23 protein-coding genes are annotated in these 23,224 nt (G+C 60.7%); 14 read left to right on the forward strand and 9 right to left on the reverse strand.

What is annotated here, in order from left to right:
* Positions 1-2: 2 nt before the first annotated feature.
* From rsmB to def, 3 genes are read right to left on the reverse strand one after another with little or no spacing between them, the layout of a single operon-like run.
* Positions 3-1,313, reverse strand: coding sequence for a 16S rRNA (cytosine(967)-C(5))-methyltransferase RsmB (gene rsmB / locus ACM6JM_RS21665; RefSeq protein ID WP_414882464.1), 1,311 nt, complete (start codon positions 1,311-1,313; stop codon positions 3-5).
* Positions 1,310-2,269 carry a methionyl-tRNA formyltransferase gene (gene fmt / locus ACM6JM_RS21670; RefSeq protein ID WP_414882465.1) on the reverse strand — a complete coding sequence of 320 codons (960 nt, stop codon included), beginning with the start codon at positions 2,267-2,269 and terminating at the stop codon, positions 1,310-1,312. The genes rsmB and fmt overlap by 4 nt, the downstream gene beginning before the upstream one ends.
* A gap of 56 nt (positions 2,270-2,325) precedes the next feature.
* Positions 2,326-2,832: a peptide deformylase gene (gene def, locus ACM6JM_RS21675; protein ID WP_039764933.1), complete on the reverse strand. Its 507-nt coding sequence runs from the start codon at positions 2,830-2,832 to the stop codon at positions 2,326-2,328.
* A 169-nt stretch (positions 2,833-3,001) separates the two neighbouring features.
* Here def and ACM6JM_RS21680 point away from each other — a divergent pair, with 169 nt between their 5' ends.
* The 8 genes from ACM6JM_RS21680 (at position 3,002) to ACM6JM_RS21715 (ending at position 11,163) form a co-directional block, all read left to right on the forward strand.
* Positions 3,002-4,027, forward strand: a complete 1,026-nt coding sequence (locus ACM6JM_RS21680) for a LysM peptidoglycan-binding domain-containing protein (protein WP_085667296.1) — start codon at positions 3,002-3,004, stop codon at positions 4,025-4,027.
* A gap of 79 nt (positions 4,028-4,106) precedes the next feature.
* Positions 4,107-5,207, forward strand: coding sequence for a DNA-processing protein DprA (dprA, locus tag ACM6JM_RS21685; protein WP_085667295.1), 1,101 nt, complete (start codon positions 4,107-4,109; stop codon positions 5,205-5,207).
* A 54-nt stretch (positions 5,208-5,261) separates the two neighbouring features.
* The gene (locus ACM6JM_RS21690) at positions 5,262-5,819 is read left to right on the forward strand and encodes an L-threonylcarbamoyladenylate synthase (protein WP_039764929.1); all 558 of its coding nucleotides are present in this window, start codon (positions 5,262-5,264) and stop codon (positions 5,817-5,819) included.
* A gap of 270 nt (positions 5,820-6,089) precedes the next feature.
* Complete coding sequence (locus ACM6JM_RS21695; protein ID WP_039764926.1) at positions 6,090-6,761, forward strand: hypothetical protein; 672 nt, start codon at positions 6,090-6,092, stop codon at positions 6,759-6,761.
* A complete protein-coding gene (locus tag ACM6JM_RS21700) occupies positions 6,739-7,473 on the forward strand; it encodes an iron-containing redox enzyme family protein (RefSeq protein WP_039764924.1) in 735 nt (244 codons plus the stop codon). The genes ACM6JM_RS21695 and ACM6JM_RS21700 overlap by 23 nt, the downstream gene beginning before the upstream one ends.
* 42 nt (positions 7,474-7,515) lie before the next feature.
* A complete protein-coding gene (locus ACM6JM_RS21705) occupies positions 7,516-8,610 on the forward strand; it encodes a DUF3419 family protein (RefSeq protein ID WP_085667293.1) in 1,095 nt (364 codons plus the stop codon).
* Entirely contained in the window at positions 8,607-9,875 is a 1,269-nt protein-coding gene (locus ACM6JM_RS21710) for an aminotransferase class I/II-fold pyridoxal phosphate-dependent enzyme (protein WP_414882466.1), read from the forward strand. The genes ACM6JM_RS21705 and ACM6JM_RS21710 overlap by 4 nt, the downstream gene beginning before the upstream one ends.
* Positions 9,865-11,163 (forward strand): phenylacetate--CoA ligase family protein, encoded by a 1,299-nt coding sequence (locus ACM6JM_RS21715; protein WP_414882467.1) that lies wholly within the window; start codon positions 9,865-9,867, stop codon positions 11,161-11,163. Before ACM6JM_RS21710 ends, ACM6JM_RS21715 begins: the two co-directional genes overlap by 11 nt.
* 23 nt (positions 11,164-11,186) lie before the next feature.
* Here ACM6JM_RS21715 and ACM6JM_RS21720 read toward each other — a convergent pair whose 3' ends face one another.
* Positions 11,187-12,164: an NADPH:quinone reductase gene (locus tag ACM6JM_RS21720; RefSeq protein WP_414882468.1), complete on the reverse strand. Its 978-nt coding sequence runs from the start codon at positions 12,162-12,164 to the stop codon at positions 11,187-11,189.
* Between the two features lie 147 nt (positions 12,165-12,311).
* Here ACM6JM_RS21720 and hemF point away from each other — a divergent pair, with 147 nt between their 5' ends.
* Both hemF and aroE read left to right on the forward strand, forming a co-directional pair.
* Positions 12,312-13,226 (forward strand): oxygen-dependent coproporphyrinogen oxidase, encoded by a 915-nt coding sequence (gene hemF / locus ACM6JM_RS21725; protein WP_210710306.1) that lies wholly within the window; start codon positions 12,312-12,314, stop codon positions 13,224-13,226.
* A gap of 9 nt (positions 13,227-13,235) precedes the next feature.
* Complete coding sequence (aroE, locus tag ACM6JM_RS21730) at positions 13,236-14,057, forward strand: shikimate dehydrogenase (RefSeq protein WP_134334190.1); 822 nt, start codon at positions 13,236-13,238, stop codon at positions 14,055-14,057.
* Between the two features lie 7 nt (positions 14,058-14,064).
* On the opposite strand, the gene ACM6JM_RS21735 is transcribed toward aroE, so the two are convergent.
* The 3 genes from ACM6JM_RS21735 to betC all read right to left on the reverse strand — a co-directional run bounded on the left by ACM6JM_RS21735 (position 14,065) and on the right by betC (position 18,184).
* Positions 14,065-15,633: a SulP family inorganic anion transporter gene (locus ACM6JM_RS21735; RefSeq protein ID WP_163973779.1), complete on the reverse strand. Its 1,569-nt coding sequence runs from the start codon at positions 15,631-15,633 to the stop codon at positions 14,065-14,067.
* A gap of 102 nt (positions 15,634-15,735) precedes the next feature.
* Entirely contained in the window at positions 15,736-16,653 is a 918-nt protein-coding gene (choX, locus tag ACM6JM_RS21740) for a choline ABC transporter substrate-binding protein (protein WP_103385819.1), read from the reverse strand.
* 16 nt (positions 16,654-16,669) lie between these two features.
* Entirely contained in the window at positions 16,670-18,184 is a 1,515-nt protein-coding gene (gene betC, locus ACM6JM_RS21745; RefSeq protein ID WP_414882469.1) for a choline-sulfatase, read from the reverse strand.
* A 114-nt stretch (positions 18,185-18,298) separates the two neighbouring features.
* Between betC and ACM6JM_RS21750 the strand changes: the two genes are divergently transcribed.
* Positions 18,299-19,249 carry a choline sulfate utilization transcriptional regulator gene (locus ACM6JM_RS21750; protein WP_414882470.1) on the forward strand — a complete coding sequence of 317 codons (951 nt, stop codon included), beginning with the start codon at positions 18,299-18,301 and terminating at the stop codon, positions 19,247-19,249.
* Positions 19,250-19,253: 4 nt separating this feature from the next.
* Here ACM6JM_RS21750 and ACM6JM_RS21755 read toward each other — a convergent pair whose 3' ends face one another.
* Positions 19,254-19,913 carry an NAD(P)-dependent oxidoreductase gene (locus tag ACM6JM_RS21755; RefSeq protein WP_414882471.1) on the reverse strand — a complete coding sequence of 220 codons (660 nt, stop codon included), beginning with the start codon at positions 19,911-19,913 and terminating at the stop codon, positions 19,254-19,256.
* Positions 19,914-19,997: 84 nt separating this feature from the next.
* Here ACM6JM_RS21755 and ACM6JM_RS21760 point away from each other — a divergent pair, with 84 nt between their 5' ends.
* Entirely contained in the window at positions 19,998-20,324 is a 327-nt protein-coding gene (locus ACM6JM_RS21760) for a DOPA 4,5-dioxygenase family protein (RefSeq protein ID WP_039764906.1), read from the forward strand.
* Here the strand turns inward: ACM6JM_RS21760 and ACM6JM_RS21765 are convergent, their stop codons facing one another.
* Positions 20,325-20,726: a GFA family protein gene (locus tag ACM6JM_RS21765; protein WP_414882472.1), complete on the reverse strand. Its 402-nt coding sequence runs from the start codon at positions 20,724-20,726 to the stop codon at positions 20,325-20,327.
* A 324-nt stretch (positions 20,727-21,050) separates the two neighbouring features.
* Here ACM6JM_RS21765 and ACM6JM_RS21770 point away from each other — a divergent pair, with 324 nt between their 5' ends.
* The gene (locus ACM6JM_RS21770; RefSeq protein ID WP_007954069.1) at positions 21,051-22,358 is read left to right on the forward strand and encodes a CitMHS family transporter; all 1,308 of its coding nucleotides are present in this window, start codon (positions 21,051-21,053) and stop codon (positions 22,356-22,358) included.
* A 71-nt stretch (positions 22,359-22,429) separates the two neighbouring features.
* Positions 22,430-23,197 carry a TerC family protein gene (locus ACM6JM_RS21775; RefSeq protein ID WP_064592444.1) on the forward strand — a complete coding sequence of 256 codons (768 nt, stop codon included), beginning with the start codon at positions 22,430-22,432 and terminating at the stop codon, positions 23,195-23,197.
* Positions 23,198-23,224: the final 27 nt, after the last annotated feature.

Below are 23,224 nucleotides of genomic sequence, written 5' to 3' on the forward strand. Positions count from 1 at the left end.
GTTTAGCCGCGCGCGGCAGCGATCTTGATCAGCTTGGCGTAGTAGAACCCGTCATGCCCGCCCTGCTGGGCCAGCAATTGGCGACCATGGGGCTGCTTGATCCCGGCGGCGGTGGCCAGATCCAGCTCCCGCGCGCCCGGCGTGCGCTCAAGGAACGCGGCGATCACTTCGGTGTTCTCGGTCGGCAAGGTCGAGCAGGTGGCGTAGAGCAGAATGCCGCCCACTTCGAGGGTTTTCCACATCGCGTCGAGCAACTCGCCTTGCAGTTGCGCGAGGGCGGCGATGTCGTCGGCCTGACGGGTCAGCTTGATGTCCGGGTGACGGCGGATCACGCCGGTGGCCGAGCACGGCGCGTCGAGCAGAATGCGCTGGAACGGCTTGCCGTCCCACCACGCTGCCGTGTCGCGACCGTCGGCGGCGATCAGTTCGGCATTCAGACCGAGGCGTTCGAGGTTTTCCTTCACCCGCACCAGACGCTTGGCTTCCAGGTCCACCGCCACCACGCCGGCCAGTGCCGGTTCGGCTTCGAGGATGTGGCACGTCTTGCCGCCCGGCGCGCAGCAGGCGTCCAGCACTCGCTGGCCCGGCGCGAGGTCGAGCAGGTCGGCGGCCAGTTGCGCGGCTTCGTCTTGCACGCTGATCCAGCCTTCGGCGAAGCCAGGCAGGCTGCGCACGTCGGCAGCAGCATCCAGCACGATGCCGTCGCGGCTGAAAGTGCACGGCTGCGCAGCGATTCCCGCTTCTATCAGCAGACCCAGGTATGCGTCACGGCTGTGATGACGACGGTTGACCCGCAGGATCATCGGCGGATGCGCGTTGTTGGCTTCGCAGATGGCTTCCCATTGCTCAGGCCAGAAGGCCTTCAGGGATTTTTGCAGCCAGCGCGGGTGGGCGGTGCGCACCACCGGATCGCGTTCCAGTTCGGCGAAGATCGCCTCATGTTCGCGCTGGGCATTGCGCAGTACGGCGTTGAGCAAGCCCTTGGCCCACGGCTTTTTCAGCTTGTCGGCGCAACCGACGGTTTCGCCAATGGCGGCGTGCGGCGGAACGCGGGTGTAGAGCAGTTGATAGAGGCCGACCAGCAGCAATGCCTCGACATCGGCGTCAGCTGCCTTGAACGGCTTCTGCAGCAGTTTTTCCGCCAGCGCCGACAAGCGTGGCTGCCAGCGCGCGGTGCCGAACGCCAGGTCCTGAGTGAAGCCGCGATCGCGATCCTCGACCTTGTCCAGTTGCGTCGGCAGGGAGCTATTGAGCGAAGCCTTGCCGCTCAGAACGGCGGCGAGTGCCTTGGCGGCGGCCAGACGTGGGTTCATTGTGCGTCCACCGCTGCACCCAGCACGGTGCCGGTGGCGAATTTCTCACGACGGCTGTTGAACAGATCGCTGAAGTTCAGCGCCTTGCCGCCGGGCAATTGCAGACGGGTCAGGCACAGAGCCTGTTCGCCACAGGCGACGAGCAGGCCGTCCTTGCTGGCGCCGAGAATCGTGCCCGGTGCGCCTTTGCCTTCGGCCGGTGTCGCCGCCAGCACTTTCAGCGCTTCGCCGTTGAGCGTGCTGTGGGTGATCGGCCATGGATTGAAGGCGCGAACCAGACGTTCCAGCTCGACGGCCGGACGGCTCCAGTCGAGGCGTGCTTCGTCCTTGTTCAGTTTGTGCGCGTAGGTGGCGAGCTCGTCGTTCTGCACTTCGCCTTCCAGGGTGCCAGCGGCCAGACCGGCAATCGCCTGCACCACGGCGGGCGGGCCCATTTCGGCAAGGCGATCATGGAGGCTGCCGCCGGTGTCTTCGGCGCTGATCGGGGTCACGACTTTAAGCAGCATCGGCCCGGTATCGAGGCCCGCTTCCATACGCATGACGGTGACGCCGCTCTCGGCATCGCCCGCTTCCACGGCGCGCTGGATCGGCGCCGCACCGCGCCAGCGTGGCAGCAGCGAGGCGTGGCTGTTGATGCAGCCCAGGCGCGGAATATCCAACACCGCTTGCGGCAGGATCAGGCCGTAGGCAACCACCACCATCAAATCCGGCTTGAGCGCAGCGAGCTCGGCTTGAGCGTCAGCGTTGCGCAGGGTCGGCGGCTGCAACACCTGGATATTGTTTTCCAGGGCGAGCTGTTTGACCGGGCTCGGCATCAGTTTTTGCCCACGCCCGGCCGGGCGATCCGGTTGGGTGTAGACCGCAACGATCTCGTAAGGGCTGTCCAGCAGGGCCTTGAGGTGTTCGGCGGCGAATTCCGGGGTGCCGGCAAAAACGATGCGCAGTGGCTCAGTCATGGGGGAGTCTCATAAAAAGAAAAAGGCTTGCCGCAGCAAGCCTTTGGAGAGGGGCATCAAGCGTTCTGGCGGTGCTGCTTTTCCAGTTTCTTCTTGATCCGGTCGCGTTTGAGCGTGGACAGGTAATCGACGAACAACTTGCCGTTGAGGTGGTCGCATTCGTGCTGGATGCACACGGCGAGCAGGCCTTCGGCGATCAGTTCGTAAGGCTTGCCATCACGGTCCAGAGCCTTGATTTTGACCTTCTGCGGGCGGTCGACGTTTTCGTAGAAACCCGGCACCGAGAGGCAGCCTTCCTGGTATTGCTCCATTTCGTCGGTCAGCGGTTCGAACTCGGGGTTGATGAACACCCGCGGTTCGGTGCGGTCTTCGGAAAGGTCCATCACGACGATACGTTTGTGCACGTTGACCTGGGTCGCGGCAAGGCCGATGCCCGGCGCTTCATACATTGTTTCAAACATGTCATCGACCAGCTGACGCACTTCGTCGTCCACTACAGCCACAGGTTTGGCGATAGTGCGCAGACGCGGGTCCGGAAATTCGAGGATGTTCAAAATGGCCATAAGCTTGATTGCTGCACGTGTGAGGTAAAGTCGGGCGATGGCCTGGCGGGTCCGAAGATGCAGGCTACCGTTGTGAAACGTAGCTCCTTGATTTTCAGCATAGAGCAGGGAGCGAGCCACGGGGGCTCTGGCGTTTCACGCGAACGCACATAATAAAGGGATTCACCGCATGAGGAAATCACTACTCGCCCTGCTGTTTCTGGCCTCGGCCGGTACCGCGTACGGGCAAGTGCAACTCAAGGAAGGTTTTCCACAGCAATACACGGTGGTTTCGGGGGATACGCTCTGGGACATCTCCGGTAAATATTTGCGCGAACCCTGGCAGTGGCCGCAGTTGTGGCGGGCCAATCCGCAGATCGAAAACCCCAACCTGATCTATCCGGGCGACACGCTGACGCTCAGTTACGTCAACGGCCAGCCGCGCCTGACCGTCAATCGCGGCGAGTCACGCGGCACCATCAAGCTGTCGCCGCGCATCCGCACCAGTCCGGTGGCCGATGCGATTCCGAGCATTCCGCTCAAATCGATCAACAGCTTTCTGCTGAGCAACCGCATCGTCGACAAGGTCGAGGACTTCGACAAGGCGCCGTACATCGTCGCCGGCGATGCCGAACGGGTGCTCAGCGGCACCGGTGACCGGATCTTCGCCCGTGGCCATTTCGATCCGAACCAGCCGGTCTACGGCATCTTCCGCCAGGGCAAGGTCTACACCGATCCGCAGAGCAAGGAGTTTCTGGGGATCAACGCCGACGACATCGGCGGTGGTGAGATCGTCGCCACCGAAGGCGACGTCGCCACCCTCGCCCTGCAACGCACGACCCAGGAAGTGCGCCTCGGCGACCGCTTGTTCAGCGGCGAAGAGCGTTCGATCAACTCGACCTTCATGCCCAGCGCGCCCTCCACCGACATCAACGGCCTGATCATCGATGTGCCGCGCGGCGTCACGCAGATCGGCGCGATGGACGTGGTGACCCTGAACAAAGGCAAACGCGACGGTCTGGCCGAAGGCAACGTGCTGGTGGTGATGAAAACCGGGGAAACCGTGCGCGACCGGATCACCGGCCAGCCGCTGAAAATCCCGGATGAACGTGCCGGATTGCTGATGGTGTTCCGCACCTACGACAAACTCAGTTACGGCCTCGTGCTGAACGCATCGCGCTCGCTGGCGGTGCTGGACAAGGTGCGAAATCCTTAGCTGGCTTCACAAGTTACCAACAGAGTTATCCACAGCTTGTTCCGAAAGGTTCGGGCCTTATAACGATCAAGGATGATCCATGATGATGCCTGTCTCCCCGTCGGTTTCGCCGGCAGAACTGGAAGCGCGCCTGCGCCTGCACCGCTTGCCGGAAATCGGTCCCAAGCGATTCACCAAACTGCTCGAAGCCTTCGGCTGCGCCTCGAAGGCGATCAGCGCACCGGCCACCGCCTGGCGTTCGCTGGGTTTGCCGGCGGCCTGCGCCGAGGCCCGACGCTGCCCTGAAGTTCGCGACGGCGCCAGCCATGCATTGCGCTGGCTAGAGCGTCCGGATCAACATTTGTTGATGTGGGATCACCCGGATTACCCGGCCTTGCTGTCGCAGATTCCCGACCCGCCGCCCTTGCTGTTCGTCGCTGGCAACCCACGGATTCTGGAAAAACCGCAGCTGGCGATGGTCGGCAGTCGCCGCGCTTCTCGCCCGGGCATGGACACTGCCGCTGCGTTTTCCCGCAGTCTCGCGGGGGCCGGATTTGTCATCACCAGTGGCCTGGCGCTGGGCATCGATGCGGCGGCGCATCAAGCCGCTGTGGATGTCGGTGGGCAAACGGTCGGCGTGCTCGGTACCGGCCTGGAAAACTTTTATCCACAGCGCAACCGTCGGCTGGCGGACGCGATGATTGCGTCCGGCAGTGCGGTGCTTTCGGAATTTCCTCTGGACACCGGGCCGACGGCGAGCAACTTCCCGAGACGCAACCGCATCATCAGCGGCTTGTCCCTCGGCGTGCTGGTGGTCGAGGCCAGTGTCGCCAGCGGTTCCTTGATCACCGCACGGCTGGCGGCGGAACAGGGGCGTGAGGTGTACGCCATTCCGGGTTCGATCCATCACCCCGGCGCTCGGGGCTGTCATCAACTGATACGCGACGGAGCCGTGTTGGTGGAAACCATCGAGCATATTCTCGAAGCCCTGCGCGGCTGGCAGCATCTGCCGGTATCCACAGCCGCAGCGAATCCGGAGAACCCGTTGTTGAGCTTGCTGCACGCGGCGCCGCACACCAGCGAGGGGCTGGCCGACAGCAGTGGCTGGGCGCTCCCCAAAGTGCTGGCGGCACTCACCGAACTGGAGATGGATGGCCGCGCGGTGTGCGAAAACGGCCGCTGGTTTGCGCGCGTGAGCTAGGTTTTACATTGAAGATCGGTAAACTGCGCGAAACCTGTTTGCGGAGAGTTTTTCATGGTCAACAGTTGGCGTGTGCAACAAGCCGCACGAGAGGTTCGCGCCGGGGCGGTGATTGCCTATCCAACCGAAGCCGTCTGGGGGCTGGGGTGCGATCCTTGGAATGAAGAAGCGGTGGATCGCCTGCTGGCGATCAAGAACCGTTCGGTGGACAAGGGCTTGATCCTCGTCGCCGACAACATTCGTCAGTTCGATTTTCTGTTCGAGGATTTCCCGCAGGACTGGATCGACCGCATGGCCAGCACCTGGCCGGGCCCGAACACCTGGCTGGTGCCGCACCAGAACCTGTTGCCAGAGTGGGTGACCGGGGTGCATGACACCGTGGCGCTGCGGGTCAGCGATCATCCGCAGGTGCGGGATCTGTGCTCGCTGGTAGGGCCGTTGATTTCGACGTCGGCCAATCCGCAGGGGCGGCCGGCAGCGCGCACGCGCTTGCGGGTCGAGCAGTATTTCCGTGGTCAGGTCGATCTGGTGCTTGGCGGAGCGCTTGGCGGTCGCAAGAATCCGAGTCTGATTCGGGATCTGGCCACCGGCAATATCGTGCGTCCGGCCTGATACCACCCTTGGTTAATTTTTGAGTGCTCCTCGGCTTTCATGGCGAGGAGTACTACGCGTGCCTGCGATTTTTCCTTCATGTATCTGAAGTAATAACTCGGGTTTTGGTTTTAAATTTTCCTTTCTACGTCAGATGAATCTTTAAGTATTCAATTGTTGTAATTTTTCCGACGTTATTCTCAGAAGCCACACAGTGGCGATTTTTCTAAAACCATTCATTATTTCAATGCGCTCAGAAAACTTCGAAAAGTTAACGGCTGCGGAGAAGAAATGGATATCAGGGATTCGCAATTAACGGATTATCTGCAGGAGATTCAGACGACCTTTAAAAGGCGTCATGAAAACTATCGCATCGTTATTCTTGAAGCAGGATCAGACACACGAGAGTTTGAACGGTTTGTTTCCCGTCATTTTCGATTGCGATTGCAACACTACATGTTGACACCCAGAGCCAGGTCACTTGAAACACGCCTGGCGATTATTTCGCGCAGTACCCACTTTTTGTTGTATCAGCACGACAGGCCCACGGCCGTATTGAGAGTGACCCCTGCGCCGTTCGAATGGGCCTCACTGGCGCAGCAGCAACTGTCTCCCGCCACGACGCTGTCGCGCCATGTCGAGTTCAGTCGCTTGATCAGTCACTCGCAAACTCAGTTCCCCATGTCGATCAACGGCCTGCTGGCGGCTGCCACGGAATGGGCGGTCACGCGGGGTTATGAAGGGGTTACCGCGCTCTGCCGATCACCGCAGCGGCGATTGTTCCAGCGCTTCGGCTTGACGCCCATTACCACCGACGCGCTGCGCATCGAACAACGCCAACGCGGCGATTACTGGCTGCTCTCGGCTCAATGGCAGCAAATCCTCACGGCACTTCAACAGTCTGCCCACCTGCTCGCCAACCCATTGGAGACCTCCGTTGATGAATACGCCTCTCAGTTTTGAACAACAATTAAGCCTGCTCGATGAGCGAATCGAAAAGTCATGGGCCGATATTCTGGAAAGTTCGCGGCTGGTGAAAGCCATCCGTGAGGGCAGCGTTTCCAAAGCCTTGTATGCGATCTACATGATTCAGACTTTTCACTACACGGCGCACAATGCGCGAAATCAAGGATTGGTCGGTGTCCGACATGCGGATAATCCTGTGTATGCAAAGTTCTGTTTTGAACATGCGGCACAGGAAGTCGGCCATGAAAAGATGGCACTACACGATGTCATGAGTCTTGGTTTGAAGAATGAAGTGTTTGATATTCCGCCTGCACTTCCGGCTACAGATGTATTGATCGCGTACTTATACTGGATTTCCTTTACCGGTAATCCGCTACAACGACTTGGTTATAGTTATTGGGCAGAAAATGCCTACCAGTTCATTACTCCGCTCATAGATAGTCTGAGTGAAACACTGTCGCTAAAACCCGCTCAACTTACATTCTTCATTGCACATTCCGACATTGATATCGAGCACTTCAACGAAATCAAACTCATGCTGCAGCGCACCTGCAAGCGTCAGGAAGACTGGGATGCGATTGCCACCGTGATGGAAACCAGCCTGCGCCTGACCGGCAACATGCTTGAGGCGGTCTATGAGCAGTTCGAGGCCTGGCAAAACGGGCTGGCGCCCGGTTATGACTTCCTCCACGCCCTGGCCAACCAATGAAGGCCGCCCGCCGATGTTCAGATCAGATGGCTGGAGGCAGACATGGCTGATTATTTCGACCGGCTCAACTACACGCTCGGGGATGAGGACACCGCGCTTGAGTACGCGATCCTGCCCAGACGTGCCGGGCACGTGCTGGGTATCGCCGGATGCGGCGGCCGGCTGTTGCCGTTATTGGCCGCCTCCCCGACACGCATGACCTGTACCGATATCAGCGCGCCGCAACTGGCGTTTACCCGATTGCGGTTTGCCCTGCTGGAACAGACCGATCACGAGTCGTTCATGGCGTTCATGGGCTATCGAATGGAAAGTATGCGGGCGCGGCGCCGCTCTCTTTTCCAGCAACTGGTTTTACCGCCGGCGGATCGTCGCTGGTTGTCCGCTTTCTTCCAGTCCCGACGTTGGGAAGCGCCGATCTACATGGGCGCATTCGAGCAAACCCTGAAGCGGTTGGCGAAGATCACCGGACTGTTTACCGGCAAGGCCGGCCGGGGCATTTTTCAGTTCAGCCAGCTTGACGAACAAACGGAATATTACCGAGCCCGCTTTCCGCTCAGGCGCTGGAAAGCCGTGATCGCTTTGCTGGGAAACGCGGCGGTCCTCAATTCGTTGTTGTACAAGGGCGCGTTTCCACCCAACAACCTCGGGATCAGTTCCCGCGCGGCGTATCTGGGAATTTTCCATACGTTGTTCACCACTCAAGTGGTCCGCGAGAGCTTTTTCCTGCAAATGCTGTTTTTCGGTGAGCTGCGTTATCCACAAGGCTTTCCGCTGGAGTGCGATCCGCAGATCTTCCAGCGGGCCCGTGAGGGACTTCGGCAGTGCGAGTTACGTGTGATGCAGGCTGACATCCTTGACTGTGCTGCCGGGGAAGCCGACATCGATTTCGTATCGCTGTCGGACGTGCCTTCTTTCATGCCCGAAGCGGCCGGCAAGAACGTTTTGCAGCGCCTGGCCCCGGCGCTGTCGGAAAACGCACAGGTGGTCATGCGGGGGCATTTGCATGTGGTGCGACCCGATTGCGCTGGCTTCTGCGATATCACCCACCAGTACCAGGCAGACATTGCACGAGAAAGAACCCAGCTCTGGCATGTCCAGGTCTATCGCCGCTCTCCCTCTTTGCAGGTATCCCGATGAACACCTTTCAACCGACCGTCAATTGGATCAAAAACCGTGTCCGGCAAGCGCGTGACGATCAGCAACAGCTGTTCGATGCAGGGCTGAACGGCCTGAAGCTGGATAAGCGTGAAGGCAAGGAGATCGAACTCGACAACGGCGAACGGCTGACCGAGTTTCTTTCCTGCTCTTATCTGGGCCTGGAATGTGATCCTCGTTTGATTCGAGGAGCCACGAGCGCTGCGGAGTCTTTCGGTGTGCAGTTCGCCGCCGCACGAACTCGGGCGCTGTTGCCGCCCATGCGTGAGCTGGATGAACTGCTGAACCGGATATTTCAGGGGCATTCAGTCACCTTTAACTCGGTGGGCAGTGCACATCTTGGCTGTCTGCCGCTGCTGGGCTCCGGTGAGATGCCCTCCTATCCCATGCGTCGTGGCCCGTGCTGGATTGTCGACCGTGCCGCTCATGCTTCGATGCAAGTGCTGCAAGGCATTCTCTGGCAATTCGGCCCGATACAGCGCCGCGATTGCAGCGACGTAGAGCAGGTCGAAGAAGCGTGTTCAACGGCAGTCGCGGCGGGTAATACCCCGATCATCCTGACCGACAGCATTGGCTCAATGCGCGGTGTGTACCCTATCAATCGGCTGCTGCAACTGGCGGAGCGTTTCGACGGTTATCTCTATGCGGATGACGCCCACGGTACCTCGATCCATGGCTTGGCCGGAGGTGGTTACGCTCTGGACGCGGCGGATGAACGCCAGCGCGGCCGGCTGATCCTCCTGTCGTCGCTGTCCAAGGCGTTCGGTGCAACCGGTGGGGCAATCACTGTGCGCACCGAAGCCGATGCCGAGATGATTCGGCGCCATGCGTCGACTTACACGTTTGGCGGACCATTGTCCGTTGGCGGGGTAGGTGCGGCAGTCGCTTCCGGCAAAATCCATTTGTCCCCGGAACTGGAGCAGTTGCAGGCGGCGTTATGGCGAAACATCGCCACGGTCGACAGGTTGCTGGGGCCGGTGCTGGGCAATCATCACGTCGCGTCTCCCATTCGTTTTATCCGTGTCGGGGCCGAGAGAGATGCGATAAGCCTGGCGCAGCATTTGCGTCGGCAGGGCATGGCGGTCACCACCGCGGTGTTTCCGGTGGTGGCCAAGGGCGAGGCCATTTTGCGTCTGGCCATCAGCGCGAGCCACAGTCAGCTCCAGTTGGAGTCTCTGGCGAACGCCGTCCGTAGCGGATTTGATGAGTTGGGCATTCGTCAGGGAGGGCGCGGCAATGAGCAATGAACCGGTCACCGACGTTTGGACCGAGGCGCTTGTGCATAAATTGGCTCACGCGCGTTCACTGCCGTGGTTTCGTGCGCTGTATCCGCGAATCCTGGAAGTGCGGGGATTGGCCGATCTGCATCGATTGCCGGTTCTGGCGGTGGAAGACGAGTCCGGCGGCGTGCTGTTTTCCGCGCTCGGTGAAGCTTCCCATCGAGCACCGGGCGGCGGACTGACCCTGACCTCGGGAGGCAGCACCGGCAATCGCAAACAGATCACCCATTCCTGGGCGTTCAACGCTGCAATCGTGCCCTTGGGGGCACGGATGTTCGGTGCGACGGACGAACGCCCTGAGGTGGTCGTCAACTGCCTGACAGCCGGGGAAATGCAGGGTGCCTTTCAATACGCGGCAGCCATCGTCGAGCACATTGGCGCACGCCTGCTGCCTGCCGGTTCACAGATGGGTGTGCAGCGCGTTGCCGAGCTGATTGAGGCACACAAGGTTGATGCGTTGATATGCACTCCCTCCTTCGCCGCTGCGTTGTTCAATCATGAAACAGTCGGCGCTGTGCAATTGTGCAGTCTGAAGTGGCTTTACTACATTGGAGAACCCTGCAGTAAAAAGCTGCGCGACCAGTTGGCCCGGGACTGGCCGATGCTCAACATTCGCTCGTTGGGCTACAGCTCGACGGAGACCGGCCCCATCGGTTTTCAGTGCGCCCATCTGGAGCATGGCTTTTATCACCTGCATGCCGATGCCATGCTGCTCGAAGTGGTTGATCCGTTGACCCTTCAAGCTGTGGCTGAAGAAGAAACCGGTGAGTTCTTACTGACACCGCTGCTGCCTGATCATGTGCCGTTGTTGCGTTACCGGATCGGCGATCGTGGGCGAATCCTGCGCACAGTGACGAAGTGCGACTGTGGCAGTTCCATGCCGGTACTGGCGCTTGAGGGGCGGGTGGAAACATCGATCAAACTGGGGGGCGCGATCATCACTCAGTCACAGGTGTTGCACGTACTCCGACAGCTTTTGCCGCAGCTGCAGAACACCGATGTCCAGGTGCAGATTGATCGACAGCCCGAGGGGACACGCATGCGTCTGGTCATAGCCGAGGACGCACTGACAGCCAACGCACAGAGCGTCATTGAAGATGCGTTGCAAGTCGAAGGACAGGCCAGTGCATTGCTCAGGCTGCCGGGTGTTTTGGGGGTGGAGGTGAAGCGTCTTGCCCGTCAGGAATTCGAAACCACCCTGGCCGGCAAGACGCCGTTTTTCGTGACGACGGAAAAGACCCCGGTACAGTCATGAAGATGAGCCGAGGTCATCGGTGGTCAGGGCAGCAGAACAGTGGAGCCCGTGGTGCGCCGTGCAGACAGCTCGGTCTGCGCTTTCGCCGCATCAGCCAGTGGATAACGCTGGCTGATATCCACTTTCAGCTTGCCGCTGGTGATCATCCCGAACAGCTCGTCGGCCATGCGCTGCAGGTTTTCGGCGTTATTGGCGTAGGTCGCCAGGGTCGGACGGGTGACGTACAGCGAACCTTTCGCCGCCAGAATCCCCAGGTTCACCCCGTCCACCGCGCCCGACGCATTGCCGAAGCTCACCAGCAGGCCACGGGGCGCCACACTGTCCAGCGAAGCCGGCCAGGTGTCCTTGCCGACGCCGTCGTAGACCACCGGGACTTTTATCCCGTCGGTCAATTCCAGCACCCGTTGGGCGACGTTTTCGTGGCTGTAGTTGATGGTTTCCCAGGCGCCATGGGCTTTGGCCAGATCGGCCTTGGCTTTCGAGCTGACGGTGCCGATCAGCTTCACGCCCAGGGCCTTGGCCCATTGGCAGGCGAGCAAACCGACGCCGCCAGCCGCTGCGTGGAACAGAATGGTTTCGCCACCCTTGAGTTCGTAGGTCTGGCGCAGCAGGTACTGCACGGTCAGGCCCTTGAGCATCACGCCGGCGGCGGTTTCGAAGCTGATGGCGTCCGGCAGTTGCACCAGATTCGTTTCCGGCAGAACGTGAATGTCGCTGTACGCGCCCAACGGGCCGCTGCCGTACGCCACACGGTCACCGACCTTGAACCGGGTGACCTCGCTGCCCACGGCCTCGACAATGCCGGCGCCTTCCGCACCCACGCCCGAAGGCAACGCCGGTGGCGCGTAAAGACCGCTGCGGTAGTAGGTGTCGATGAAGTTCAGGCCGATGGCCTTGTTGCTCACGCGAACCTGCTGCGGACCGGGTTCGGCCGGTTGATAGTCAACGTACTCGAGCACTTCGGGGCCGCCGTGGGCGCGGAACTGGATTCGCTTGGCCATCTGCCTACTCCTTGGGTCATTTGGGAAGGTCCCTATCGAACGCTCATGCTTGATCTTCGTCAACTGCGGCGTGCCGGTTTGCGATGGTATGCTACGCGCCCATTTGCGCGGGGCGCCGCGCAGTTCCGCCCGATCCAAGGTGAAGCCATGACGACCCGCACCGACGCCGTAAAGGCCTATCTGCTCGACCTGCAAGACCGCATCTGCGCCGCGCTGGAGACCGAAGACGGTGGCACGCGCTTCGTCGAAGACGCCTGGACCCGTCCGGCCGGCGGTGGCGGTCGGACCCGGGTGATCGAGAACGGCACGGTGATCGAAAAGGGCGGCGTCAACTTTTCCCACGTCTTCGGCAGTGGCCTGCCACCGTCCGCCAGTGCCCATCGGCCGGAGCTGGCCGGGCGTGGCTTCGAAGCCCTCGGCGTGTCGCTGGTGATCCACCCGCACAACCCGCATGTGCCGACGTCCCACGCCAACGTACGCTTTTTCATCGCCGAGAAGGAAGGTGAAGAACCGGTCTGGTGGTTCGGCGGTGGCTTCGACCTGACCCCGTACTACGGCAACGAAGAAGACTGCATCCACTGGCACCGCGTCGCCGAGCAGGCCTGCGCGCCGTTCGGCCCGGACGTCTACCCGCGCTACAAGGCCTGGTGCGACACCTATTTCCACATCAAGCATCGCCACGAACCGCGCGGCATCGGCGGGTTGTTCTTCGATGACCTGAACGAGTGGGACTTCGACACCAGTTTCGCCTTCATGCGCGCCATCGGCGATGCGTACATCGAGGCTTACCTGCCGATCGTGCAGCGGCGCAAGAACGACGCCTTCACCGCCAAACAGCGCGAGTTCCAGGAATTCCGCCGTGGCCGCTACGTCGAATTCAACCTGGTTTACGACCGTGGCACCCTGTTCGGCCTGCAATCTGGCGGGCGCACCGAGTCGATCCTGATGTCGCTGCCGCCGCAAGTGCGCTGGGCCTACGACTGGAAAGCCGAGCCGGGCAGCGAAGAAGCGCGCCTGACCGAGTACTTCCTGCAAGATCGCGACTGGCTGGCCCAGGCCTGAGGACTTGTGATGGATCGTTACGTCGTTTTCGGTAACCCGATCGGCCACAGCAAGTCGCCGATGATTCACAAACTGTTCGCCGAACAAACCGGGCAAAGCCTCGACTACAGCACCCTGCTGGCGCCGCTCGAGGACTTTTCCGGCTGCGCCACGGCGTTTTTCCAGGAAGGTCGCGGCGCCAACGTGACCGTGCCGTTCAAGGAAGACGCCTATCGCCTGGCCGACAGCCTGACTGCCCGCGCCAAACGCGCGGGTGCGGTGAATACTTTGAGCAAGCTCGACGACGGCAGCCTGCTCGGCGATAACACCGACGGCGCCGGGCTGGTGCGCGATCTGACGGTCAACGCCGGGTTCAGCCTCGCCGGCAAACGCATTCTGCTGCTCGGCGCCGGTGGCGCGGTGCGTGGTGCGCTGGAGCCGTTGCTGGCGGAAAAACCGGCCTCGGTGATCATCGCCAATCGCACGGTGGACAAGGCCGAGCTGCTGGCCGAACTGTTCTGTGATCTGGGGCCGGTGTCGGCCAGTGGTTACGACTGGTTGCGCGAGCCGGTGGACGTGATCATCAACGCCACCTCCGCCAGCCTCACCGGCGACGTGCCGCCGATTGCGCCAAGCCTGATCGAGCCCGGCAAGACCTTGTGCTACGACATGATGTACGGCAAGGAACCGACCGCGTTCTGCCGCTGGGCCAGCGAGCACGGCGCGGGTGTGGTGATGGACGGTTTGGGCATGCTGGCCGAACAGGCTGCCGAGGCGTTCTTCCTGTGGCGCGGTGTGCGTCCCGACACTGCGCCGGTTCTGGCGGAATTGCGTCGGCAGTTGGCGCTGTAAGGCGCCCTCAGTCCTCGAAGCGGATCGGGCATTTCTCCGGCCCTTCGAGTTTGCGCAACTCCTCCACCACCTGCGGTCGCGCCTGACGCAAGGTCAGGCTGCGATCCTGGCGCAACAGGCGCCGGGCTTCCTGATGGAGCATTTCCACGCCGGAATAGTCGATGAAGTTGATCTGCTGCGCCTCGATCACCACCCGCGCGCCGTGCATCCGTTGCAGGCGCACTTGCAGATAGTGGCTGGCGCCGAAAAAGATCGAGCCGCCGACCCGCAGTACATCATCTTCGCCATCACGCCAGTGCTGCACCCTCGGCTGCGAAGTACGCTTGAGGTAGAAAAACAGCGAGGCGAGCACACCGGCATAGATTGCCGTCTGCAATTCCAGCAGCAACGTGGCAATGCAGGTCAGGCCCATCACCACGAATTCCGCCCGGCTGACCCGCAGCAGCGCACGAATGCCGCGATGATCCACCAGTCCCCAGGCGATCAGCAGAATGCTGCCGGCCATGGCCGGAATCGGAATATGCGCGATCAGCCCCGCACCGAAAATCGCGAACAGTGCCACCCACAACGCCGAAAACACCCCGGCCAGTGGCGAACACGCCCCGGCCTCATAGCTCAGCCCGGAACGGGTGAACGAGCCAGCGGACAACGATCCCGAAAAGAACGCCCCGACAATATTCGAAAGACCCTGCGCGCGCACTTCCTGGTTGGCGTCGAGCAGCTGTTGCGAGCGTGCGGAAATCGAACGGGCAATCGACAGGCTGGTGACCAGCCCGAGCATGCCCACCGCCACGGCACTGGGCAGCAGGCGCAGGATCAGATCCATATCCAGCGGCAATCCACTGAACGGCGGCAAGCGCCCGACAAATGCACTGACCAATTGAACATGGCCGAACATCGCCGGCCACAGCCACACCACCAGACTGCCGAGGACCAAGGTCATCAACAGCGTCGGCCAGCGAGGTAGCCATTGTTTGAGCAACGCACCGACCACCACCGTTGCCACACCAAGGAGCAGCGATGGTTTATCCACAGCCCCGAGATGGCGCAGCAGATCCATCAGGCTGGCCAGCGCCGTGGCCTTGGCCGGCAGATCCAGTCCCAGCAGGTTCGGCAATTGACCGATGGCAATCACCACCGCAGCGCCGAGGGTGAAACCCAGCACCACGGAATGCGAGACAAAATTTACCAGCGCGCCGAAGCGCAACAGGCCAAGCAACCACTGGAAAATCCCGGCGAGGAAGGTCAGTAGCAGGATCAGGGTGATGTAGTCCTGAGACGCAGGCACAGCCAGCGGACTGACACTGGCGAACAGCACAATCGAAATCGCTGCCGTCGGCCCACAGATCAGATGCCACGACGAGCCCCACAGACAAGCAATCAACACCGGAACGATGGCGGCGTAGAGCCCGTATTCCGGTGGGAGACCGGCGATCAGGGCGTAGGCAATCGACTGGGGCAACGCGAGAATCGCCCCGCTGAGGCCGACGACCAGGTCCCGCCCGACGCTGGCGCGGGTCTGCCGGGGCAGCCAGGTCAGGAAGGGGAAAAGTGAGCGGCGGCTGGGGAGGGCCATGGATCCTCTCGGATGAAATTTTGCGCATTGTACGCAGCCCGGGACGCGGAGCGTCCATTGCGGCATTCCCACGCAGAGCGTGGGAACGATCGGCCCGCGCAGTTACAGTTTGGCTTTAACTGCCGCCAACGCATCTTTGCCGTCCACGGTCTTCACACCATCAAGCCACTTGTCCAACACCCCCGGATTCGCCTTGATCCACGCCTTCGCCGCCTCCGCATTGCTGACCTTCTTGTTCACCACCTCGGCCATGATGCTGTTCTCCATCTCCTGAGTGAACGAAAGATTGGTCAGCAATTTACCCACATTCGGACAAGCCTCGGCATAGCCCTTGCGGGTCAGGGTGTAGACGCTACCGGTGTCGCCAAAGTACTTCTCGCCGCCCTTGAGGTAGTGCATTTTCAGCTGCACGTTCATCGGGTGCGGGGTCCAGCCGAGGAAGGTGACGAATTTCTGTTTCTTCACCGCCCGCGAGACTTCGGCCAGCATCGCCTGTTCGCTGGACTCGATCAGCTTCCACTGGCCCAGGTCGAAGTCGTTTTTCTTGATGATCTCTTGCAGCGAGATGTTCGCTGGCGCGCCCGAGCCGATGCCGTAAATCTTCTTCTCGAATTTATCGGCGTACTTATTCAAGTCGGCGAAGTTATGCACACCCGCGTCCCACACGTAATCCGGCACGGCCAGGGTGAATTCGGTGCCGTCGAGGTTCTTCGCCAATTGGGTGACGTCACCGGTGGCGACGAACTTGTCGTAGAAACCCTGCTGCGCCGGCATCCAGTTGCCGAGGAACACGTCGACCTGGCCATCCTTCAAGCCGCCGAAGGTGATCGGCACCGCGAGGGTGTCGACCTTGGCCCTGTAGCCCATGCCATCCAGCAGAAACCCGGTGATGGCGTTGGTCGCGGCGATGTCGCTCCAGCCGGGATCGGCCATTTTCACCGTGTCGCAGCTCTCGGCGAACGCAGATGCGCTGCCCAGTGCCAGCAGACTGACCGTCACGACTGTGGATAACTTGACCATGGACTTCCCCTTAACGTTATTGGTTTTGGCAGGGTTGTGGATAACGGGCCTTGCGCTCCAGGTCATCGAGGTCGATGTGGTTGCGCATGTATTGCTGACTGGCGTCCACCAGCGGCTGGTGATCCCAGCTCTTCAGTTTGCCGATCGTCAGCGCCTCGGCGACAAAACGCCGGCGACGCTGGCTTTCAAGGACTTCGCGGTGGATTGCCGGGATGTCCCACTTGGCCCGCGCTTCGGCAAGAAAGTCGTCGAACAGCTGGCGATGTTGTGGCGATTGGCTGAGTTCTTCCTGCTCGCGTGGATCGTTATCCACATCGAAGAGTAGGCAAGGGTCGGTTTCGCTGTAGATGAATTTGAAGGCGCCACGACGAATCATCATCAGCGGGCTGACGGTGCCTTCGGCCATGTATTCGCCGAACACTTCGTCGTGACCGCCCTGCCCTTGCAGGTGCGGAACCAGCGAACGGCCGTCGAGCGGCAGATTCGGTTCCAGGTTGCCGCCGGCCAGTTCGACAAAGGTCGGCAACAGATCGGCGGTGGAGACTGCAGCGCTGACACGGCCCGATTTGAACTGACCGGGCGCACTTATCAACAGGGGCACTCGCGCGGCCATTTCGTACCAGTGCATTTTGTACCAGAGGCCCTTCTCGCCGAGCATGTCGCCATGGTCACCGGAAAACACGATGACCGTGTCGTCCATCAGTCCACAATCTTCGAGGGTTTGCAGAAGTTTGCCGACGTTGGCGTCGATATAGCTGCATGCACCGAAGTACGCGCGGCGCGCATCGCGGATCTTATCCACAGGCAGCGGCTTGTCCCACAGGTCGTAGACCTTGAGCAATCGCTGGGAGTGCGGGTCGAGTGAATGCTGATCCGATGTCGTAGGAAGCGGGATATCCGCATCGTCGTACAAATCCCAGAACGCCTTGGGAATCGTGTACGGATCGTGAGGGTGAGTCATCGACACGGTCAGGCAGAACGGCTGGTCGCCATCCTCGCGAATATGGTCGAACAGATATTGCTGAGCCTTGAACACCACCTCTTCGTCGAAGTCGAGCTGGTTGGTGCGCACGCACGGCCCGGCCTGCAACACCGAAGACATGTTGTGATACCAGCTCGGCCGCACATCAGGCTCGTCCCAGTTCACCGCCCAGCCGTAGTCGGCCGGATAGATGTCACTGGTCAGGCGCTCTTCGTAACCGTGCAGTTGGTCGGGGCCGCAGAAATGCATCTTGCCCGACAGCGCGGTGCGATAACCGAGGCGGCGCAGGTAATGCGCGTAAGTGGGAATGTCGGCGGGGAAATCGGCGGCGTTGTCGTAGGCGCCGATCTTGCTCGGCAACTGGCCGCTGACCAAGGTGAAACGCGACGGTGCGCACAGCGGGCTGTTGCAGTAAGCGGCATCGAATACCACGCCTTGTTCGGCGAGGCGGCTGAGATTTGGCAGTTTGATCGGCGACGGGCCGTAGAACGGCAACATTGGCGCGGCCATTTGATCGGCCATGATGAAAATAATGTTCTTGCGCTTCATGTGATCGCGGCATTCCATAGTGAATATTTATGCGACATTGCTGCGATCGAGCATGGAGTCCACGCAATATCCGGTAAAGCCCGCGCCGGACAATGACTAGGATAAGCACAGCTTATGTATGAAGCCCTCGGTGATTTGTCGCTCGACCTGCTGCGCGCCTTCGAGGCGGCGGCCCGTCATCGCAGTTTTACCGCTGCGGCGGTGGAGCTCGGCACGACGCAACCGGCAATCAGCCAGCAGATCAAACGGCTGGAAGAGCAACTCGGCACACGGCTGTTCGATCGTATCTACCGGGGCATCGAACTGACCGAGGTCGGCTCGATCCTGTTCGAGCAAGTTACCCTAGGTTTGCAGAATATCGACGCGGGATTAAGCGCGATCAGCTCACAACAGCAGCACGAAGTACTGCAGGTCGCTACCGATTTCGCCTTCGCCGCGTATTGGCTGATGCCGCGTCTGCACCGTTTCCATGAAGCTTATCCACAGGTGGATGTGAGCCTGGTCACCAGCGAGCGCAATCACAACATGCTGCGTCCAGATATCGACGTTGCCGCGCTTTTCGGCGACGGTCGATTCAAACAGGGCGAGAGTCACTGGTTGTTCAGCGAAGAAGTTTTTCCTGTTTGCAGTCCGCAGTTGCTCAAGGATCGTCCCCTGCCCTTGCCGGCTCAAGCACTGATGGATTTTCCGTTGCTGCACCTGCGGGGGGAAAACAGCAGCAACTGGTTCGACTGGAGCAGGCTGTTCCGCGCGCTGAACATCAGCGCGCCGCCAGCGCCGGGCCAGCTGCGTTTCGACAATTACACCCTGCTGATTCAAGCAGCGATTGGCGGTCAGGGCGTGGCGATTGGCTGGCGGCACCTTGTGGATAACTTGCTGAGCCAAGGTCTGTTGTGCCGGCCGATCGCCGAAACCTCCCTGTCGCGTCTCGGTTATTACGTGGTGCTGCCGCAGCGCAAACGCCGGGGCGCGTTGATCCAGACGTTCGTAGATTGGCTGATGGCCGAACAGGCGAGCAGCGCCGAATCCCTGGCCGGGCTGGCGCTGCCGTCGATTGCGGTGTAACGGATCAGGAAGCGGCGACAAAATCCACGTGCTGACGCAGATGCAGATTCAGCCGCAGCTCATCGGCAATGCCCACCGCTACCCGGTTCAGGCGCTCCAGCGGTTCGGCCAGACCCGGTTCGAGCGTGCGGCCGACCTGACTGAAATGCTCGATCGTCAGCCCGGCGACGCTGCGCGGTGCGTTCACCAGCGTCCAGTGCAACGGGCTGCTTTGTAGGGCTTCGTGTACTTCCAGAGCGGCGTGGCGTTGCAGCGGGTCGGCGTTTTCCGGATCGTCCAGTGCTTCGAATTCGCCGATGACAAACAGCCGCGAGACGTTCGCTGCCTGTAGCCCATCGATCAGTGCATCCACCGCCAGCACCTGTTCCACCGGCCCCAGCACCACGGATTTCTCGACATGATCACTGCTCAGTGGCAAGCCCGGCGCATTCAGCAGGCAGATCACTGCCGTGCTGCCGGCCACGCTCTGATTGACCCGCTCGGCATCGAGCAGATCGCCGCTTTTGGTGCGCAGCCCCGGCCGTGGGGCGAGCGCCGTCAGATCGTCGAGGATGGCAATGACTTCGTGCTGGCGACGCAGCAGTTCAGCCATCAACGCACTGCCCAGGCTACTCATGGCACCATAGAGCACCACTTTCACCGCCGGGGTTTCGGCATTTTTCATGGCTGAGGTCCCTTTTGTTTTCCCTTGTATGGCGTGTGACATACGGGCAGCGCCGAGGGTTCGAACCGATTCAGAGGGTTTGCGATGCAGACGATCAAGGGTTATCACGCCCACGTTTATTACGACGCCAGCACGATCGAACAGGCGCGGGCGCTGTGTGAGCAGGCCGCGCAATTATTTCCATTGAAGATGGGCCGCGTGCATGAGCGCCCGGTCGGCCCGCACCCGGACTGGAGCTGCCAGCTGGCCTTCGGCCCGGAGCTGATCGGCGATGTGCTGCCGTGGCTGGCGCTCAATCGCAAGGGATTGGTGGTGTTCCTGCACCCGGACACCGGCGATGACTTGCTCGACCACACCGACCATGCAATCTGGATGGGCGCGATGCGGCCGCTGGATCTGTCTGTTTTTTAATCAGATGGTTTCTTCGGGTTCGCCAGGTAAATGCTCGTCCAAATGCAGCCATGGCAACTGGCTGTCGGTCCAGATATGCCGCTCGGCCGCGGCCTGCTCCGGATGATCCAGGGTGGCGATCGTCAGATCGATGCTCTCGGGGCTGAGCAACGTTACCAGCGCCAGTTGTGCGCCGCAGTTCGGACAGAAGAACCGTGCGCAGCTGTCTGAAGAGTCGTATCGCGAAGGTGTTCCGGTCAGCCACTGGAAGTTCGCTGCCGGCAGCGTGATCCAGGTGGTGACGATGCCGCCGCTGACCTTTCGACAGACCGAACAATGACAGTGGGCGATGTCGTGCAACGCTCCGCTGAACTGATAGCGGATATGTCCGCAATGGCAGCCACCGCTGTGCAACTCAGTCATCGCCCTGCCCTCCGCTTCCCGTGTTCATTGACTCTAGCCCGCATCCGACGGCCGGTTGGCCGTTCGCCCAAAGCTTTCTTGCGCGAAAGGTAGCTGAAAGGTTCCCCGATTAGGATCGCCCCCACTGCCGGCAACAGACCGGTTGGCCAACGCGTGTGATTGCTCGCACGACAGGCCCAATTAACAACAACAATGGTGATTCTGATGTCCTCTGCAACCCGCCTCTTCGCTGCAACTCCGCCCGTACGCCTCGTGCTTCCCGTTCTGCGCTGATCCCGCCCGATCCGCTCACTTACCTAGCCGCGCTACGCTTGGAGTATTCCCATGCTGACTTTCCTTGGCTTCGCCATGGTCATCACGTTCATGTTCCTGATCATGACCAAGCGCCTGTCTGCGCTGATCGCTCTGATCATCATCCCGATCCTGTTCGCCCTGTTCGGTGGCTTTGCGCCGAAGATCGGCCCGATGATGCTCGAAGGTATTACCAAGCTTGCGCCGACCGGCGTGATGCTGATGTTCGCGATTCTGTATTTCGCCCTGATGATCGACTCCGGCCTGTTCGACCCGGCCGTGCGCAAGATCCTCAAACTGGTCAAGGGCGACCCGCTGAAAGTTTCGGTCGGCACCGCCGTACTGGCGCTCGTCGTTTCCCTCGATGGTGACGGCGCGACCACTTACATGATCTGCGTGGCCGCCATGCTGCCGCTGTACAGCCGCATCGGCATGAGCCCGCGGATCATGGCCGGTCTGATCATCCTCGCCGGCGGCGTGATGAACATGACCCCATGGGGTGGCCCGACCGCCCGTGCGGCGAGTGCGCTGCACGTGGACCCGTCGGACATCTTCGTGCCGATGATCCCGGCGATGGCTGCCGGTGTGGTGGCGATCCTGATCATTGCCTACTTCTACGGCAAACGTGAGCGTGCCCGTCTGGGTGAGCTGCACCTGATCGGCGACGAAATCGATCACAGCGAAATCAGCGTTTCGCAATTCCCGGATGCCCGCCGTCCGAAACTGATCTGGTTCAACGGCCTGCTGACCCTGGCCCTGATGTGCACCCTGATCGCCGGCCTGCTGCCGCTGCCGGTGCTGTTCATGGTGGCGTTCAGTATTGCCATGATCGTCAACTACCCTTGCCTGCAAATGCAGAAGGATCGCGTCGCGGCCCACGCCGGCAGCGTGCTGTCGGTGGTCAGTCTGATCTTCGCGGCGGGCATTTTCACCGGTATCCTGTCGGGCACCGGCATGGTCGATGCGATGTCGAAAAGCCTGCTGGCGGTGATCCCTGATTTCCTCGGCCCGTACCTGGCGGTGATCACAGCGCTGGTGAGCATGCCGTTCACGTTCTTCATGTCGAACGACGCGTTCTACTACGGTGTGTTGCCGGTGTTGTCCGAAGCGGCCAGCCATTACGGCATCACCGCGGTGGAAATGGCCCGTGCCTCGATCGTCGGTCAGCCGGTTCACCTGCTGAGCCCACTGGTGCCGTCGACATACCTGCTGGTCGCACTGGCGGGGATCGAGTTCGGCGATCACCAGCGTTTCACCCTGAAGTGGGCAGTGCTGGTCTGCCTGTGCATACTGGTCGCCGCCCTGTTGTTGGGGACTTTCCCGCTGTTCAGCACGTTGTAACGGCACCAAACTCACCAGGACGCCAGCTGATTGCTGGCGTCCTGGTTTAACACTCGCTCAAAGGAATACACATGGAATGGCTGACCAACCCTGAGATCTGGGTTGCCTTCTTCACCCTGACCGCCCTGGAAATCGTTCTGGGCATCGATAACATCATCATGATTTCGATCCTGGTCAGCCGCATGCCCAAACACATGCAGCAGCGCACCCGGATCTTCGGTCTTGGCCTGGCCATGATCACGCGGATCCTGTTGCTGCTGTCGATCACCTGGGTCATGCGCCTCACCGCCGACCTGTTCGAAGTGTTCGGCCAGGGCATTTCCGGTCGCGACCTGATCCTGTTCTTCGGTGGCCTGTTCCTGCTGTGGAAAAGCTCCCAGGAGATGTACCACGCACTGGAAGGTGAAGATGAAAGCGACGACGAGCCTTCGGGCAAGGGCGGCAACTTCCTCTACACCATCATCCAGATCGCAATCATCGACATCGTGTTCTCGCTGGACTCGGTGATCACCGCCGTCGGCATGGTGTCCCACGTTCCGGTCATGGTCGCGGCGATCATCGTGGCCGTGCTGGTGATGATGCTGGCCTCGGGCAAGATCAGCGAGTTCATCGACAAGCACCCGTCGCTGAAAATGCTCGCGCTGTCGTTCCTGCTGGTAGTCGGTACCGTGCTGATTGCCGAGTCGTTCGACGTGCACGTACCGAAAGGCTACGTCTACTTCGCCATGGCATTCTCGCTGGCGGTCGAAGCGATCAACATCAAGATGCGCACCGCCATCGCGAAAAAACGCAAACAGCAGGATCCGGTGAAATTGCGCAAGGATATTCCGGGTCAGTAACCCGAATGCTGCGCAACAGATCAAAGG

The organism is Pseudomonas sp. IT-P2 (genome assembly GCF_949767575.1).
Lineage (GTDB): Bacteria > Pseudomonadota > Gammaproteobacteria > Pseudomonadales > Pseudomonadaceae > Aquipseudomonas > Aquipseudomonas pharyngis.

What these genes read in the sequence shown, in the direction of transcription:
- rsmB (WP_414882464.1), bottom strand. Translation starts at nt 1,313, where the DNA reads ATGAACCCACGTCTGGCCGCCGCCAAGGCACTCGCCGCCGTTCTGAGC.
- fmt (WP_414882465.1), bottom strand. Translation starts at nt 2,269, where the DNA reads ATGACTGAGCCACTGCGCATCGTTTTTGCCGGCACCCCGGAATTCGCC.
- def (WP_039764933.1), bottom strand. Translation starts at nt 2,832, where the DNA reads ATGGCCATTTTGAACATCCTCGAATTTCCGGACCCGCGTCTGCGCACT.
- ACM6JM_RS21680 (WP_085667296.1), top strand. Translation starts at nt 3,002, where the DNA reads ATGAGGAAATCACTACTCGCCCTGCTGTTTCTGGCCTCGGCCGGTACC.
- dprA (WP_085667295.1), top strand. Translation starts at nt 4,107, where the DNA reads ATGATGATGCCTGTCTCCCCGTCGGTTTCGCCGGCAGAACTGGAAGCG.
- ACM6JM_RS21690 (WP_039764929.1), top strand. Translation starts at nt 5,262, where the DNA reads ATGGTCAACAGTTGGCGTGTGCAACAAGCCGCACGAGAGGTTCGCGCC.
- ACM6JM_RS21695 (WP_039764926.1), top strand. Translation starts at nt 6,090, where the DNA reads ATGGATATCAGGGATTCGCAATTAACGGATTATCTGCAGGAGATTCAG.
- ACM6JM_RS21700 (WP_039764924.1), top strand. Translation starts at nt 6,739, where the DNA reads ATGAATACGCCTCTCAGTTTTGAACAACAATTAAGCCTGCTCGATGAG.
- ACM6JM_RS21705 (WP_085667293.1), top strand. Translation starts at nt 7,516, where the DNA reads ATGGCTGATTATTTCGACCGGCTCAACTACACGCTCGGGGATGAGGAC.
- ACM6JM_RS21710 (WP_414882466.1), top strand. Translation starts at nt 8,607, where the DNA reads ATGAACACCTTTCAACCGACCGTCAATTGGATCAAAAACCGTGTCCGG.
- ACM6JM_RS21715 (WP_414882467.1), top strand. Translation starts at nt 9,865, where the DNA reads ATGAGCAATGAACCGGTCACCGACGTTTGGACCGAGGCGCTTGTGCAT.
- ACM6JM_RS21720 (WP_414882468.1), bottom strand. Translation starts at nt 12,164, where the DNA reads ATGGCCAAGCGAATCCAGTTCCGCGCCCACGGCGGCCCCGAAGTGCTC.
- hemF (WP_210710306.1), top strand. Translation starts at nt 12,312, where the DNA reads ATGACGACCCGCACCGACGCCGTAAAGGCCTATCTGCTCGACCTGCAA.
- aroE (WP_134334190.1), top strand. Translation starts at nt 13,236, where the DNA reads ATGGATCGTTACGTCGTTTTCGGTAACCCGATCGGCCACAGCAAGTCG.
- ACM6JM_RS21735 (WP_163973779.1), bottom strand. Translation starts at nt 15,633, where the DNA reads ATGGCCCTCCCCAGCCGCCGCTCACTTTTCCCCTTCCTGACCTGGCTG.
- choX (WP_103385819.1), bottom strand. Translation starts at nt 16,653, where the DNA reads ATGGTCAAGTTATCCACAGTCGTGACGGTCAGTCTGCTGGCACTGGGC.
- betC (WP_414882469.1), bottom strand. Translation starts at nt 18,184, where the DNA reads ATGAAGCGCAAGAACATTATTTTCATCATGGCCGATCAAATGGCCGCG.
- ACM6JM_RS21750 (WP_414882470.1), top strand. Translation starts at nt 18,299, where the DNA reads ATGTATGAAGCCCTCGGTGATTTGTCGCTCGACCTGCTGCGCGCCTTC.
- ACM6JM_RS21755 (WP_414882471.1), bottom strand. Translation starts at nt 19,913, where the DNA reads ATGAAAAATGCCGAAACCCCGGCGGTGAAAGTGGTGCTCTATGGTGCC.
- ACM6JM_RS21760 (WP_039764906.1), top strand. Translation starts at nt 19,998, where the DNA reads ATGCAGACGATCAAGGGTTATCACGCCCACGTTTATTACGACGCCAGC.
- ACM6JM_RS21765 (WP_414882472.1), bottom strand. Translation starts at nt 20,726, where the DNA reads ATGACTGAGTTGCACAGCGGTGGCTGCCATTGCGGACATATCCGCTAT.
- ACM6JM_RS21770 (WP_007954069.1), top strand. Translation starts at nt 21,051, where the DNA reads ATGCTGACTTTCCTTGGCTTCGCCATGGTCATCACGTTCATGTTCCTG.
- ACM6JM_RS21775 (WP_064592444.1), top strand. Translation starts at nt 22,430, where the DNA reads ATGGAATGGCTGACCAACCCTGAGATCTGGGTTGCCTTCTTCACCCTG.